This window comes from Streptomyces flaveolus (genome assembly GCF_014648815.1).
Classification (GTDB): Bacteria; Actinomycetota; Actinomycetes; order Streptomycetales; family Streptomycetaceae; genus Streptomyces; species Streptomyces flaveolus.
This window is the reverse complement of the sequence record NZ_BMRV01000010.1, coordinates 99108-114226: the sequence shown is the minus strand read 5'-3', so window position 1 is coordinate 114226 and position 15119 is coordinate 99108. Positions and strand designations below refer to the sequence as shown.

Here is a 15119-nt window from a genome sequence, read left to right as displayed (position 1 = left end):
CATGGCTGCCGACGGCGCACCCACCAAGATCACCCAGGGTTCTCGGACCAAGGGCGGCATCGGCGAGTCCACGCTCCGCCCGGACGGCGTCCTCAAGGTCACCGGCGAGTTCGCGTACTCCTCCGACATGTGGCACGAGGACATGCTCTGGGGCCAGATCCTGCGCTCCACGGTCGCGCACGCCGAGATCGTCTCCATCGACACCAGCGAGGCCCTCGCCCAGGCCGGCGTCCACGCGGTCATGACGTACGACGACCTGCCGACCGACGTGCGCCACTACGGTCTGGAGATCCGGGACACCCCGGTCCTCGCCCACGGCAAGGTGCGCCACCACGGCGAGCCGGTGGCGATCGTCGCCGCCGACCACCCGGAGACCGCGCGCCGCGCCGCCGCCAAGATCAAGGTCGAGTACCGGGAACTGCCCGTCATCACCGACGAGGCCTCCGCGACCGCCCCCGACGCGGTCCTCGTCCACGAGAACCGCGACGACCACCACATCGGCCACGTCCCGCACCCGAACATCCTGCACCGCCAGCCGATCGTCCGCGGCGACGCCGACGAGGCCGCCCGGCGGGCCGACGTGATCGTCACGGGCGACTACTGGTTCGGCATGCAGGACCAGGCATTCCTCGGCCCGGAGTCCGGCCTCGCGGTACCGGCCGAGGACGGCGGCGTCGACCTGTACGTCGCCACCCAGTGGCTGCACTCCGACCTGCGCCAGATCGCCCCGGTCCTCGGCCTGCCCGAGAAGAAGGTGCGCATGACGCTGTCCGGCGTCGGCGGCGCGTTCGGCGGGCGCGAGGACCTGTCGATGCAGATCCACGCCTGCCTGCTGGCGATGCGCACCGGCAAGCCGGTCAAGATCGTCTACAACCGCTTCGAGTCCTTCTTCGGGCACGTCCACCGCCACCCGGCCCGGCTGCACTACGAGCACGGCGCCACCAGGGACGGCAAGCTCACGCACATGAAGTGCCGGATCGTCCTGGACGGCGGCGCCTACGCCTCCGCCTCCCCGGCCGTCGTCGGCAACGCCTCCTCGCTGTCCGCCGGCCCGTACGTGATCGACGACGTCGACATCGAGGCCCTCGCCCTCTACACCAACAACCCGCCCTGCGGCGCCATGCGCGGCTTCGGCGCCGTCCAGGCCTGCTTCGCCTACGAGGCGCAGATGGACAAGGTGGCCGCGGAACTCGGCATGGACCCGGTGGAGTTCCGCCGGATCAACGCCATGGAGCAGGGCACGCTCATGCCCACCGGCCAGCCGGTCGACTCCCCGGCGCCCGTCGCCGAACTCCTGCGCCGCGTCAAGGCGATGCCCATGCCGCCGGAGCGCCAGTGGGAGTCCAGCGAGGGCGCCGACGTGCGCCAGCTGCCCGGCGGCCTGTCCAACACCACGCACGGCGAGGGCGTCGTACGAGGCGTCGGCTACGCGGTCGGCATCAAGAACGTCGGCTTCTCCGAGGGCTTCGACGACTACTCCACCGCCAAGGTCCGCATGGAGGTCGTCGGCGGTCAGCCCGTCGCCACCGTGCACACGGCGATGGCGGAGGTCGGCCAGGGCGGCATCACCGTCCACGCGCAGATCGCCCGCACCGAGCTCGGCGTCACCCAGGTCACCATCCGCCCCGCCGACACCCAGGTGGGCTCGGCCGGCTCCACCTCGGCCTCCCGGCAGACGTACGTCACCGGCGGCGCCGTGAAGAACGCCTGCGAGCTGGTCCGTGAGAAGGTCCTGGACATCGGCCGCCGCAGGTTCGGCTCGTCCCACCCGGCCTGGGCCACCGCCGAGCTGCTCCTGGAGGGCGGCAAGGTCGTCACCGACGGCGGCGAGGTCCTCGCCGACCTCGTGGACGTCCTGGAGGGCGAGGCCGTCGAGGTCGAGGAGGAGTGGCGGCACCGGCCGACCGAACCCTTCGACCTGCGCACCGGCCAGGGCAACGGCCACGTCCAGTACTCCTTCGCCGCGCACCGCGCCGTCGTCGAGGTCGACACCGAGCTAGGCCTGGTCAAGGTCATCGAACTGGCCTGCGCCCAGGACGTCGGCAAGGCGCTCAACCCGCTCTCCGTCATCGGCCAGATCCAGGGCGGCACCGTCCAGGGCCTGGGCATCGCGGTGATGGAGGAGATCGTCGTCGACCCCAGGACGGCCAAGGTCAGGAACCCGTCCTTCACGGACTACCTGCTCCCCACGATCCTCGACACGCCGACCATCCCCGTCGACGTGCTCGAACTCGCCGACGACCACGCCCCGTACGGGCTGCGCGGCGTCGGCGAGGCACCCACCCTGTCGTCCACACCGGCGGTCCTCGCGGCCATCCGGAACGCGACCGGGCTGGCGCTGGACCGCACGCCGGTACGACCGGAACACCTCACCGGCACGGCGTGACAAGACCCTCCGGGCGGCGCACGGAACGTCACACACTCCGCGCCGCCCGGAGCACACCCAGGGTCCCGCTCGCTCACGGGCCCCGAAGCACCACCACCCATGCGTTCGTCTCGGGCCGTCCCCCGGGTCGTGCACGTCCCAAATCCCGCAGCCGCCCCAGCGGTTGACACGGGTGCCCCTCTGAACCTTGGGAGACGACCCCATGACCCAGCAGTCAGTCGAGCCCAAGACCACAGCCGAGGACGCGGGCGCGGGCACCCGCGTCCCCGCCGGCCGGTCCTGGCTCGACCGCTACTTCCACATAACCCACCGTGGCTCCACGGTGGCGCGTGAGGTGCGCGGCGGCATCACCACCTTCATGGCGATGGCGTACATCGTCCTGCTCAACCCCATCCTGCTCGGCGGCGAGGACGTCGCGGGCAACACCCTGAGTCAGAAGGCCCTGATCACCGCGACGGCGCTCGCCGCGGCGGTCACCACGCTCCTGATGGGCTTCGTCGGCAAGGTGCCGCTCGCCCTGGCCGCCGGCCTCTCGGTGTCCGGAGTGATCGCCGGACAGGTCGTTCCCCAGATGACCTGGGGACAGGCCATGGCCATGTGCGTGATGTACGGCGTGGTCATCATGCTGCTCGTGGTCACCGGGCTCCGCGAGATGATCATGAACGCCATCCCGCTCGCCCTCAAGCACGGCATCACCATGGGCATCGGCCTGTTCATCGCGATCATCGGCCTGGTGAAGGGCGGTTTCGTCCACCCGGGCAAGGCCACCCCGCTCACCCTCGGCCCCGCCGGCGAACTCGCCGGCTGGCCGGTCCTGCTCTTCGCCGGCACCCTGCTGCTGATCTTCATGCTCCAGGCGCGCAACACCCCCGGCGCCATCCTGATCGGCATCGTCACCGGAACCGTCGTCGCCGCCGTACTGAACGCCACCGGGGTCATCGACCCCAAGCAGTGGGCGAACGGCGCTCCGGAACTGCACGGCAGCGCGGTCTCCATGCCCGACTTCTCGCTCTTCGGCCACCTGGAGTTCGGCGGCTGGGGCGACGTCGGCGCGATGACCGTCGGCATGATCGTCTTCACGCTGGTGCTGGCCGGGTTCTTCGACGCGATGGCCACCATCATCGGCGTCGGCACCGAGGCCAAGCTCGCCGACGACAAGGGCCGGATGCCGGGTCTGTCGAAGGCGCTGTTCATCGACGGCGCCGGCGGCGCCATCGGCGGCGTGGCGGGCGGCTCCGGCCAGACCGTCTTCGTCGAGTCCGCGACCGGCGTCGGGGAAGGCGCCCGCACCGGACTCGCCTCGGTCGTCACCGGTGCGTTCTTCGCGGCGTGCCTCTTCTTCACCCCGATCACGGCGCTCGTGCCGCAGGAGGTCGCCTCGGCCGCGCTGGTCGTCATCGGCGCGATGATGATGATGAACGCCCGGCACGTGGACTGGGCCGACCGGGCCACGGCGATCCCCGTCTTCCTGACCGTCGTCCTGATGCCGTTCACGTACACCATCACCACCGGTGTCGCCGCGGGCGTCATCTCCTACGTCGCCATCAAGGTCGCGCAGGGCAGGGCACGGGAGATCGGCGCGTTCATGTGGGCACTGACGGTGATCTTCGTCGTGTACTTCGCCCTCAACCCCATCGAGAGCTGGATGGGCGTGCACTAGCCGCTCCCCGGGGGAACCCCTTCCATATCACCGCGGGCAAGGAGACCGACCATGCTGGACATCGCCGAAGAGCTGCACCGGTGGGTCGAGCAGGGACGCGATGTCGCCGTGGCCACCGTCGTGGCCGTCGGCGGCAGCGCCCCCCGTCCGCCCGGCGCCGCCCTCGCGGTGGACGCCGGGGGCACGGTGATCGGCTCCGTCTCCGGCGGCTGCGTGGAGGGGGCCGTGTACGAGCTGTGCCGGCAGTCGCTGGAGGACGGCCGAGCCGTCCTGGAGCGCTTCGGCTACAGCGACGAGGACGCCTTCGCCGTGGGCCTGACCTGCGGCGGAGTCATCGACATCCTCGTCACGCCGGTACGGGCGGACGACCCCGCCCGCCCGGCCGTCGCCGACGCTCTCGCCGCCGCCGCGCGGGGGGAGGCGATGGCGCTGGCGCGGATCGTGAGCGGCCCGGCGGAACTGCTGGGCCGCGCCCTGGCCGTCCGCCCGGACGGCTCCCGCACCGGCGGCTTCGGCACGCACCCCGCACTGGACCGCACGGTGGCCGCCGAGGCGGGCGCCTTCCTGGACGCCGGCCGTACGGGCACGCTGGAGATCGGAGAGCAGGGCTCGCGGTGCGGAGCACCGCTGACGCTGCTGGTCGAGACCTCCGTCCCGGCCCCCCGCATGATCGTCTTCGGGGCGATCGACTTCGCCTCCGCACTGGCCCGCGTCGGCAAGTTCCTCGGCTACCACGTGACGGTCTGCGACGCGCGCCCCGTCTTCGCGACGCGGGCCCGTTTCCCGGACGCCGACGAGGTCGTCGTCGAGTGGCCCCACGCGTACCTGGAGCGCACGGACGTCGACGCCCGCACGGTGCTGTGCGTGCTGACCCACGAAACCAAGTTCGACGTACCGCTCCTCGAACTCGCCCTGCGCCTGCCCGTCGCGTACGTCGGGGCGATGGGCTCCCGCCGCACCCACCTGGACCGCAACGAGCGCCTGCGGGAGGCCGGCGTCACGGACCGGGAGCTGGCCCGGCTCAGGTCCCCCATCGGCCTGGACCTCGGCGCCCGTACGCCCGAGGAGACGGCCCTGTCGATCGCGGCGGAGATCGTCGCCGCCCGGCGCGGCGGCAGCGGCGCCTCGCTGACCGGCGCGCACACCCCGATCCACCACGAGGACGCCCCGCTCCCGGCCGGACGGACCGGCGCCCCCGGCGTGAGCGGCACGCACCCCGTCACGGCTGTCTGAGCAGCCGGTTCACCGCCCGTCCGAACACGTACCGCCCCGACCGGCCCAGCACGCCGTCGAACAGGGACGGCAGCAGGCGGACGCCCAGCTCCTCGCGCCAGACGACGCGCGCCCGGCCGCCGGGGCCCGGCCGGACCTCGATCTCCGCCCAGCCCCTGACCAGCCGGCCCCGCTTCTCCAGCCGGCACCGGCCGGGTGCGCCGTCCCGCGGAGGCTGCCAGACGGTCACCTCCATCGTGTCGTCGACGGCGAACGGGCCGAGCCCCGAGCGGGCGACGACCACCGTGCCCACCCCGGTGGGCGGGGGAGTGGGCACGCTGACCCGGGTCAGCGGCACCGCGTCGCCGTGACGGTGCCATGCGGTGAGCCTGCGCCATGCCTCGTCCGGGGCGAGCGGGGCGGTGCGTTCGAGCGAGAAGATGACCACGCCACGATCGTAGGCAGCGGGAGCCGTCCACCGCTGCGCCCGTCCAGGCCCCGGACACGGCTCAGCGGTAGACCTTGCCCGGCTCGGCCTTCCCGGGCGCGAGCAGCTGCGGCACCGTCACGAACACGTAGCCCCGCTTCTTGAGCGCGTCGATGATCCCGGGCACGGCGGGCACGGTGCCGTCGTAGATGTCGTGCAGCAGGATGATGCCGTCCCGGGACGACTGGTCCAGGACCCGCTCGGTGATCAGGTCGGAGTCGTCCGTCGTGTAGTCCTTGGCGGTCACGCTCCACAGCACCTCCGCCAGCCCCAGCTCGCGGCAGATGTCGTGCACCGTGTCGTCCGTGCGGCCCTGCGGCGGGCGCATCAGGGTGGGGCGCTGCCCGGTCAGGCGCTCTATCTCCTCGTTGGGGCGCTCCAGCTCCTCGCGTATCTCGTCCGGTTCGGCGTCCGTGAGGATCTTGTGCGTCCAGGTGTGGCTGGCCACCTCGTGTCCCTCGGCGGCCATGCGCCTGACCAGGTCCGGATACGTGTCGATGTGGCGCTTGCCGAGCAGGAAGAAGGTCGCCGGGACCTGCTTCTCCTTGAGTATGTCGAGCAGCCGGGCGGAGTTCTCGCTCGGCCCGGCGTCGAAGGTCAGGGCGATGCACTTGGCCCTGCGGCAGTCGACGGTGCCGAACCCGGCCGCCCGTGCCTGGGCTCCGGCCGCGCCCCGGACGGAGCTGGGCGAGGTCGTCTCGAGCTTGGTGCAGCCGCTCAGCGCCAGTGTCAGCGAGGCGGCCGCCGCGAGAATCGCGGCCCCGCGCAACCTGGTCCCCGTTTTCGTCATCTTGCTGGTCAGCGAAGGCATGCGAGGACTATACACAGCGAGTATATACGCAGTTTATAGTGTTTTCTCGCCTGTTTGTTCGAGGTAGTGGGCGCTTTGTCCGGGTTACTCAGCCGACACGTACGTGTCGGCGAGAGTGAGGAGAGACCCGTGAGCGAGAGTCCCGTGAGTGGACGCGCCTGGCGCCGGGCCCTGGTGACCGGCGGCGCCGGGTTCGTGGGATCCCACCTGTGCGGCCGGCTGCTGGACGCCGGCACCGACGTCGTCTGCCTCGACAACCTGGCCACCGGCTCCCGGAGCAACGTGGCCGAGCTGGAACGGCACCGCGGCTTCCGGTTCGTCCGGGCCGACGCGACCGACCCGGCGGCCCTGCGCGGCCTGCCCGGCCGCTTCGACCTCGTCCTGCACTTCGCCTGCCCGGCCTCGCCCGCCGACTACCTCCGGCTGCCCCTGGAGACCCTCGACGTCGGCAGCACCGGCACCCGCAACGCCCTGGAGCGGGCCCACGCCGACGGCGCCCGCTTCCTGCTCGCCTCCACCTCCGAGGTCTACGGCGACCCGCTCGAGCACCCGCAGCGCGAGAGCTACTGGGGCAACGTCAATCCGATCGGCCCGCGCAGCGTCTACGACGAGTCCAAGCGCTTCGCCGAGGCCCTGGTCACCGCCCATCGCCAGGTCCACGGCACGGACACCGCCATCGTCCGCATCTTCAACACGTACGGGCCCCGCATGCGCACCGGCGACGGCCGTGCCGTGCCGACCTTCATCGCGCAGGCCCTGGACGGCATGCCCCTCACCGTCGCCGGGGACGGCGGTCAGACCCGCTCCCTGTGCTACGTCGACGACACCGTCGCCGGCGTCCTCGCCCTGGCCGCCTCCGGTGAGAGCGGCCCGATGAACATCGGCGGCGCCGACGAGATCACCGTGCTGGAGCTGGCCCGGCGCATCGTGGAGCTGACCGGCTCCGGCTCCCGCATCCGGTTCGTCGAACGCCCGGTCGACGACCCCTGCCGGCGCAAGCCCGACACCACGCTGGCCCGGGAGCGGCTCGGCTGGCGGCCGCGGGTCGGCTGGAGCGAGGGGCTGGAGCGGACCATCGGCTGGTTCGCCCACGCCGTCGCCGCGTAGGACCCGGTGGAGCGGCCGTCCGGGCATCGTCACGATGCGTGAGATGTCCGCTCTTTTCCGGAATTGAGTTGTCTCCAAGTGTTTGAGGCAGCTGTCCCGCGGCACCCGCGAGGCCAGACAGACCCAGCAGTCCCCCGGGACGGAGCACACCCCATGCGCATCCTTGGTATCAACGCCCTGTTCCACGACCCGGCCGCCGCACTCGTCGTCGACGGCCGGACCGTTGCGGCCGCCGAGGAAGAGCGTTTCAGCCGGCGCAAGCACGGCAAGCGCCCGGTGCCCTTCTCCGCGTGGGAGGTACCGGAGCTGTCGGCGCGGTGGTGCCTGGAGCACGCCGGGATCCGGCCCGAGGAGCTGGACGCCGTCGCGTACTCCTTCGACCCCCGGCTCGCCCGGCCCGCCCGCGACATGGGCCTGGACGACCCCTGGGACCCGCTGCGCCTCGAATACGCCCGCCGGGCCCCCGAGTTCCTCGCCGACGCGCTGCCCGGGCTCGACCCCGACCAGGTCGTCTTCGTCCCGCACCACGTGGCGCACGCCGCCTCCGCCGGACCGGCCTCACCGCACCCCGACAACGACGTCCTCGTCCTCGACGGGCGCGGCGAGTCCGCCTCCCACCTGGCCGGCCGCTACCGCGACGGCAAGCTCGACACCCTCGCCACCCAGGCGCTGCCGCACTCGCTGGGCCTGGTCTACGAGGAACTGACCGAGCACCTCGGCTTCCTGCGCAGCAGCGACGAGTACAAGGTGATGGCCCTCGCCTCCTACGGCACACCCCGCCACCTGGACCGGCTGCGCGAGCACATCCACGCCACCGGCGACGGCGGCTTCCGCGCCCACGGCGTCGACTGGGCGGCCCTCGCCCCGGCCCGCGCCAAGGGCGAGGACTGGACCGGGGACCACGCGGACCTGGCCGCCAGTACCCAGGCGGTGCTGGAGGAACTGCTCCTCGAACTCGTCCACTGGCTGCACCGCGAGGCCGGGGGCGACGCCCTCACCATGGCGGGCGGCGTCGCCCTGAACTGCGTCGCCAACTCCAAGATCGCCGCGCGCGGCCCGTACCGGCACGTGTGGGTGCAGCCCGCCGCCGGCGACGCCGGCACGGCCCTCGGCGGCGCCCTGCACGTCGCCGCCGCCCGGGAGGGCGCCGCACCCGAGCCGATGCCCGGCGCCGGCCTCGGCCGCGGCTGGAGCGACGACGAGATCCGCGCCTGGCTGGAGACGGCCGCGATCCCCTACGAGGAACCCGACGACATCGCCGAGACCGTCGCCGAGGAACTCGCCCGGGACGGCATCGTGGCCTGGTTCCAGGGCCGCAGCGAGTTCGGGCCGCGCGCCCTCGGCCACCGCTCCCTGATGGCCCACCCGGGCCGCGCGGAGAACCTGGAGCGGCTCAACCACGTCAAGGGCCGCGAGGAGTTCCGTCCCGTGGCGCCGATGGTGCTGGCCGACCGCGCCGCCGACATCTTCACCGGGCCCCTCCCGAGCCCGTACATGCTCTTCGTGCACGACGTCGCCCCCGCCTGGCGCGACCGCATCCCGGCCGTCGTCCACGTCGACGGCACCGCCCGCATCCAGACCGTCGAGGAGCGCCGCGAACCGCTCGTCGCACGCATGCTGAACGCCTTCGAGAAGCGCACCGGGCTGCCCGTCGTCGTCAACACCAGCCTCAACACCGCCGGACGGCCCATGGTCGACGACCCGCGCGACGCGCTGGAGTGCTTCGGCTCCGCGCCCGTGGACCTGCTGGCCATCGGCTCGTTCGCGGTGCGCCGGGGGAGGGCGTTCGCATGACCGGCGCCCCCATGACCGGCTACGCCGTCGTCGTCCCCACGCTCGCCCGCGACACGCTGGCCGACTGCCTGGCCGCGCTGGCCGCGGCACACGGGCCGCGCCCCGACGAGATCGTCCTCGTCGACGACCGGCCCGCACCCGACGCCGACCCGGCGGCACTGGACCACGCGCTGAGCGTCCTCGGCGACCTGCGCGAACGCACGGTGGTACTGCGCAGCGGAGGCCGCGGGCCCGCCGCCGCCCGCAACACCGGCATCCGCGCGGTCACCTCGCCGTGGACCGCGTTCCTCGACGACGACGTCCAGGTAGGCCCGCACTGGTGCGACCAGCTGGTCCAGGACCTCGCCGAGGCCGCCCCCGACACCGGCGCGGTCCAGGGCGTCATCGCCGTACCCCTGCCCGGCGAACGCCGCCCCACCGACTGGGAACGCGGCACGGCGGGCCTCGCCCGGGCCCGCTGGATCACCGCCGACATGGCGTACCGCACCGACGTGCTCAAGCAGGTCCGCGGCTTCGACGAGCGCTTCCCGCGCGCCTTCCGCGAGGACGCCGACCTCGCGCTGCGCGTCCTCGACGCCGGCTGGCGCATCCAGCGGGGCCGCCGCACCACCCGCCACCCCGTACGCCCCGCCTCCCGCTGGGTGTCCCTGAAACAGCAGCGCGGCAACGCCGACGACGCCCTGATGCGGCGCCTGCACGGCCCCGACTGGTGGTCCAAGGCGGTGGCCCCCCGGGGCCGCATCCGCCGCCACGCCGCGATCACCGCCGCCGGCGCCGCCGCCCTCGCCCTCGCGGCCGCCGGCCGTCCCCGGGCCGCCGCGCTCGCCGGGCTCGGCTGGGTCGCCGGCACCGCCGAGTTCGCCTGGGCCCGCATCGCCCCCGGACCGCGCACCCGCCACGAGGTGACGACCATGCTGGTCACCAGCGCCCTCATCCCGCCCGCCGCGACCTGGCACCGGCTGACCGGACTGTGGCGGCACCGCGGCGCCCGCGCCTGGCAGGAGGTGGCCGCATGAGCCCCGTCGAGGCGGTGCTCTTCGACCGCGACGGCACCCTCGTCCACGACGTCCCCTACAACGGGGACCCCGGACGGGTCCGGCCCGTCGACGGCGCCCGCGAGGCGGTCGCGCTGCTGCGCGAACACGGCATCCGCGTCGGCGTCGTCACCAACCAGTCCGGCATCGCGCGCGGCCTGATCAGCGACATCGACGTCCGCCGCCTCAACCGGCGCGTCGACGAGCTGATCGGCCCCTTCGACGTCTGGGCGATCTGCCCGCACGGCCCCGACGACGGCTGCCACTGCCGCAAGCCGCGGCCCGGCCTGGTGCTGTGGGCGGCCGGACGCGTCCGCGCCGCCCCCGCCGACTGCGTCGTCATCGGCGACATCGGCGCCGACGTCGAGGCGGCGCGACGGGCGGGCGCCCACGGCATCCTCGTCCCGAACGAACGGACCCGCCCCGAGGAGACGGCCGCCGCGGACCATGTCGCCCCCGACCTCCTGACCGCCGTACGCGCGCTCCTCACCGGCCCGCCGAAAGGCAGGGTCCTGGTGAACGAGCGGCCCGTCCGGGCGGCGTTCGGCACGGGCGGCGGCGACGGCACCACGGGAACCACCGTGCCGGCTCCGGCCGGCCCCACGGCAGCCGGCCGGTCCGCCTCCGACGATGCCCCACGGGCGTCCGCCGGACCCGCGGCCCGCCGCGACCGGACCCCGCCGGACCGGGACGCGCCCCCGCCGGAGCGGGACCGGGCCGGCGCCCGCCGCGGCGGGGACAGCACCGGCCCGCGGCCGGACGGACCCGGCACCGGCCGCGGCCGACCGGCCGCCGGCACCGGTGAGGGGACCCCCGGCGACGGCACCGCCGCGCCGAGCCCCGTCCGCGTCGACACCCGTGGGAGGCCCCGATGAAGGCCCTGGTCACCCGGCTCGACAGCTTCGGCGACGTGCTGCTCGCCGGACCCGCCGTGCGTGCCGTCGCCGCCCGCGCCGACCACGTCACCCTGCTGTGCGGACCGCGCGGCGCACCCGCCGCCCGGCTGCTGCCCGGCGTGGACGAGGTCCTGGTGTGGGACGCGCCGTGGGGCGGTTTCCGGCCGCCCGACGTCCGACGGGAGGACATCGACGCCCTGGTGGAGCGGATCGACGCCGACACGGCGCTGGTCCTCACCTCCTTCCACCAGTCCCCGCTGCCCACCGCCCTGGTGCTGCGCCTGGCCGGCGTCCGGTACATCGCCGCGGACAGCGTGGACTACCCCGGCTCCCTGCTCGACCTGCGCCACCGGCGCGCCCCGCACGCCCACGAGGCCGAGGCCGCCCTCGACCTCGCCGAGGCGGCCGGGTTCCCGCGGACCGACGACGGGCGGCTCCGGGTGCACCCGCCGCCCCGCACCGACGACCTCACCGGACCCGGCCCGTACGTCGTCCTGCACCCCGGCGCCAGCGTCCCCGCCCGCGCCTGGAGCCCCGAGCGCAGCGCCGAGGCCGTACGCGAACTGGCCGCCGCCGGACACCGCGTGCTGGTCACCGGCGGCCCCGACGAGCGCGACCTCACCGCGTACGTCGCGGGCGCCCACGGCACCGACCTCGGCGGCCGCACCGAGGCCCCGGAACTGTCCGGCGTCCTCGCGGGCGCCTCGGCCGTCGTCACCGGCAACACCGCGCCCGCCCACCTCGCCGCCGCCGTCGGCACCCCCGTCGTGTCCCTGTTCGCCCCGGTCGTACCGGCCGAGCGCTGGCGGCCGTACGGCGTCCCGTACGTCCTGCTCGGCGACCAGGACGCGCCCTGCGCCGACAGCAGGGCCCGGGACTGTCCCGTCCCGGGCCACCCCTGCCTGAACAGCGTCACCGCCACCGACGTGGCCGCCGCCGTCGAGAAACTCCTGGGGGAGGCATGAGGATCCTCATCTGGCACGTGCACGGGTCGTGGACCACGGCCTTCGTGCAGGGCCCGCACACCTACCTCGTCCCCGTCACCCCGGACCGCGGACCCGACGGCCTCGGCCGCGCCCGCACCTGGGACTGGCCCGAGTCGGTGATCGAGGTCCCGCCGGAGAAGCTGCGGGAGGAGGACATCGACCTGGTGATCCTCCAGCGTCCCCACGAACTCGCCCTGGTCGACCAGTGGCTCGGCCGCCGCCCGCCCCTGGTCTACCTCGAGCACAACGCCCCCGACGGCGACGTGCCCGACACCCGCCACCCCGCCGCCGGCATCCCCGGCGTCACCCTCGTCCACGTCACCCACTTCAACCGGCTGATGTGGGACTCCGGACCGGCCCACGCCACCGTCATCGAGCACGGCATCATCGACCCGGGACACCGCTGGACCGGCGAGCTGGACCGGGCGGCCGTCGTCGTCAACGAGCCCGTCCGGCGCGGCCGCACGACCGGCACCGACCTGCTGCCCGAGTTCGCCCGCGCCGCCCCGCTCGACGTGTTCGGCATGCGCACCGAGGGACTCGCCGGACACCTCGGCGTCGACCCCGGGCGCTGCCGCACCCAGGACGTCGTCCAGAGCGACCTGCACACCGAGCTCGCCCGCCGGCGCGTCTACGTCCACCCCGTCCGCTGGACCTCCCTCGGACTGTCCCTGCTGGAGGCCATGCACCTGGGCATGCCCGTGGTCGCGCTCGCCACCACGGAGGTGACCGAGGCCGTGCCCCCGGGCGCCGGGGTCGTCTCCAACCGCATCGACGTACTGACCGACGCCGTACGCGACTTCCTCGCCGACCCGCTGCACGCGCGGACGGTCGGCGACGGCGCCCGTGCGGCGGCCCTGTCCCGTTACGGGCTGTCCCGCTTCCTGGACGACTGGGAGCGGCTGCTGAAGGAGGTGACCCGATGAGGATCGCCATGGTGTCCGAGCACGCGAGTCCGCTCGCCGCGCTCGGCGGCGTCGACGCCGGTGGACAGAACGTCTACGTGGCCCGTCTCACCGAGGAGTTGGCCCGGCGCGGCCACGACGTCACGGTCTACACCCGCCGTGACTCGCTGGACCTGCCCGACCGGGTGCCGCTGCCCGGCGGCGGCACGGTCGAGCACGTGCCGGCCGGACCGGCCGAGGTCGTCCCCAAGGACGCCCTGTTCCCGCACATGCCGACGTTCGGCGCGTACCTGGCGCGCGCGTGGAGCCGCGAGCGGCCCGACGTGGTCCACGCCCACTTCTGGATGTCCGGCATGGCGTCCCAGATCGGCGCCGGACCGCACGGCATCCCCTGCGTGCAGACCTTCCACGCCCTCGGCACCGTCAAGCGGCGCCACCAGGGCACGCGGGACACCAGCCCGTACGAGCGCATCGGCATCGAGCGGCAGATCGGCCGCACCTGCGAACGGGTGCTGGCCACCTGCACCGACGAGGTCGTCGAACTCGGCGACATGGGCGTACCGCCCCGGCAGGTGTCCGTCGTGCCCTGCGGCGTCGACGCCGGGCAGTTCCGCCCCGGCGCCGCCTCCGGCCGCACCCCTGCCCGGCGGCAGCGGCACCGGCTGCTGGCCTGCGGCCGGCTGGTGCCCCGCAAGGGCTACGACCAGGCGATCCAGGCACTCGTCGACGTCCCCGACACCGAACTCCTCATCGCGGGCGGCCCGCCGTCCGACGCCGTGGACGCCGATCCCGAGGCACGGCGCCTGACCGCGCTCGCCCGCCGCGTCGGCGTCGCCGACCGGGTCCGGCTGCTCGGCGCGGTCGACCCGCGCGACATGCCCGCCCTGCTCGGCAGCGCGGACCTGGTGCTGTGCACCCCGGTCTACGAGCCGTTCGGCATCGTCCCGCTGGAGGCCATGGCCTGCGGCGTGCCCGTCCTCGCCACCGACGTCGGCGGCCACCGCGACTCCGTCGCCGACGGGGTCACGGGCCGCCTCGTCGCCCCGCAGGACCCGGACGCGATCGCCGAGGCCGCCTGCGAACTCCTCGCGGACGAGGAACTGCGGCGCCGGTACGGGGCGGCCGGTCGCGAACGCGTCCTCAAGCACTACACGTGGCGGCGCGTCGCCGACGGCGCGGAACAGGTGTACCGCCTGACCCTCGCCGACCACGCCCTGTCGAAGGAGGTGGCGTGATGACCGTGCACCCGCCCGTCGTCGGACACTGCGACGAACTCCAGGAGGCGCTGCGGGCGTTCCGCGCCTCCGCGCACGTCACCGAACGCTGGGGCGAGCGGCTCGCCGGCGTCCTGTCCGGCGGCGGCAGGCTGCTGGCCGCGGGCAACGGCGGCAGCGCCGCCCAGGCCCAGCACCTGACCGCCGAACTCGTCGGCCGCTACCGCGACGACCGGCCGCCGTTCTCCGCGATCGCCCTGCACGCCGACACCTCCAGCACCACCGCGATCGCCAACGACTACGGCGTCGACGAGGTGTTCGCCCGCCAGGTGCGCGCCCACGGCCGCGACGGCGACGTCCTGATGCTGCTGTCCACGTCCGGCGCCAGCGCCAACCTGCTCTCCGCCGCCGACGCGGCCCGCGCGGCCGGCGTCCGGGTGTGGGCCCTCACCGGCTGCGCCCCGAACCCGCTCATGGCGGGCAGCGACGAGTCCCTGTGCGTGGACGCCCCCTCCACGGCGACCGTCCAGGAGATCCACCTGGTCGCCGTGCACATGATCTGCGCGGCCTTCGACGCCGCCCTGGAACGGGGCGTGCCCGGCAAGAGGACGCGGAGGTGACGCGGCG

At 74.0% G+C, this 15119-nt stretch carries 12 protein-coding genes and 1 pseudogene; 11 read left to right on the top strand and 2 right to left on the bottom strand.

Annotation, left to right across the window (positions count from 1 at the left end; genetic code table 11):
* The first annotated feature begins 1 nt into the window (after window position 1).
* From IEZ05_RS22955 to IEZ05_RS22945, 3 genes are all read left to right on the top strand, one after another.
* A complete protein-coding gene (locus IEZ05_RS22955; protein ID WP_189232098.1) occupies window positions 2–2386 on the top strand; it encodes a xanthine dehydrogenase family protein molybdopterin-binding subunit in 2385 nt (794 codons plus the stop codon).
* A gap of 202 nt (window positions 2387–2588) precedes the next feature.
* On the top strand, window positions 2589–4046 hold the full coding sequence (locus IEZ05_RS22950) for an NCS2 family permease (RefSeq protein ID WP_189232097.1): 1458 nt from the start codon (window positions 2589–2591) through the stop codon (window positions 4044–4046).
* Window positions 4047–4097: 51 nt separating this feature from the next.
* Complete coding sequence (locus IEZ05_RS22945; RefSeq protein WP_189232096.1) at window positions 4098–5279, top strand: XdhC family protein; 1182 nt, start codon at window positions 4098–4100, stop codon at window positions 5277–5279.
* Here IEZ05_RS22945 and IEZ05_RS22940 read toward each other — a convergent pair.
* Together IEZ05_RS22940 and IEZ05_RS22935 are read right to left on the bottom strand one after the other, a co-directional pair.
* Window positions 5266–5706 carry an SRPBCC family protein gene (locus IEZ05_RS22940; protein WP_189232095.1) on the bottom strand — a complete coding sequence of 147 codons (441 nt, stop codon included), beginning with the start codon at window positions 5704–5706 and terminating at the stop codon, window positions 5266–5268. The two genes, IEZ05_RS22945 and IEZ05_RS22940, sit on opposite strands and share 14 nt — an antisense overlap.
* A 61-nt stretch (window positions 5707–5767) precedes the next feature.
* Complete coding sequence (locus IEZ05_RS22935) at window positions 5768–6556, bottom strand: polysaccharide deacetylase family protein (protein ID WP_229869817.1); 789 nt, start codon at window positions 6554–6556, stop codon at window positions 5768–5770.
* Window positions 6557–6700: 144 nt separating this feature from the next.
* Between IEZ05_RS22935 and IEZ05_RS22930 the strand changes: the two genes are divergently transcribed.
* The 8 genes and pseudogenes from IEZ05_RS22930 (at window position 6701) to IEZ05_RS22895 (ending at window position 15112) form a co-directional block, all read left to right on the top strand.
* Window positions 6701–7663, top strand: coding sequence for a UDP-glucuronic acid decarboxylase family protein (locus tag IEZ05_RS22930; protein WP_189232229.1), 963 nt, complete (start codon window positions 6701–6703; stop codon window positions 7661–7663).
* Between the two features lie 153 nt (window positions 7664–7816).
* Window positions 7817–9457, top strand: a complete 1641-nt coding sequence (locus IEZ05_RS22925; protein ID WP_189232094.1) for a carbamoyltransferase family protein — start codon at window positions 7817–7819, stop codon at window positions 9455–9457.
* Entirely contained in the window at window positions 9454–10473 is a 1020-nt protein-coding gene (locus IEZ05_RS22920; protein ID WP_229869816.1) for a glycosyltransferase, read from the top strand. The genes IEZ05_RS22925 and IEZ05_RS22920 overlap by 4 nt, the downstream gene beginning before the upstream one ends.
* Window positions 10470–11045 (top strand): annotated as a pseudogene (locus IEZ05_RS22915) (D-glycero-alpha-D-manno-heptose-1,7-bisphosphate 7-phosphatase); the annotation flags it as partial. The gene IEZ05_RS22920 and the pseudogene IEZ05_RS22915, both read left to right, overlap by 4 nt.
* Before the next feature lie 317 nt (window positions 11046–11362).
* Window positions 11363–12352 (top strand): glycosyltransferase family 9 protein, encoded by a 990-nt coding sequence (locus IEZ05_RS22910; RefSeq protein WP_189232093.1) that lies wholly within the window; start codon window positions 11363–11365, stop codon window positions 12350–12352.
* Window positions 12349–13299, top strand: a complete 951-nt coding sequence (locus IEZ05_RS22905) for a glycosyltransferase (RefSeq protein WP_189232092.1) — start codon at window positions 12349–12351, stop codon at window positions 13297–13299. Before IEZ05_RS22910 ends, IEZ05_RS22905 begins: the two co-directional genes overlap by 4 nt.
* A complete protein-coding gene (locus IEZ05_RS22900) occupies window positions 13296–14513 on the top strand; it encodes a glycosyltransferase (protein WP_189232091.1) in 1218 nt (405 codons plus the stop codon). Before IEZ05_RS22905 ends, IEZ05_RS22900 begins: the two co-directional genes overlap by 4 nt.
* A complete protein-coding gene (locus IEZ05_RS22895; protein ID WP_189232090.1) occupies window positions 14513–15112 on the top strand; it encodes a D-sedoheptulose-7-phosphate isomerase in 600 nt (199 codons plus the stop codon). The genes IEZ05_RS22900 and IEZ05_RS22895 overlap by 1 nt, the downstream gene beginning before the upstream one ends.
* The last annotated feature ends 7 nt before the right edge of the window (window positions 15113–15119 follow it).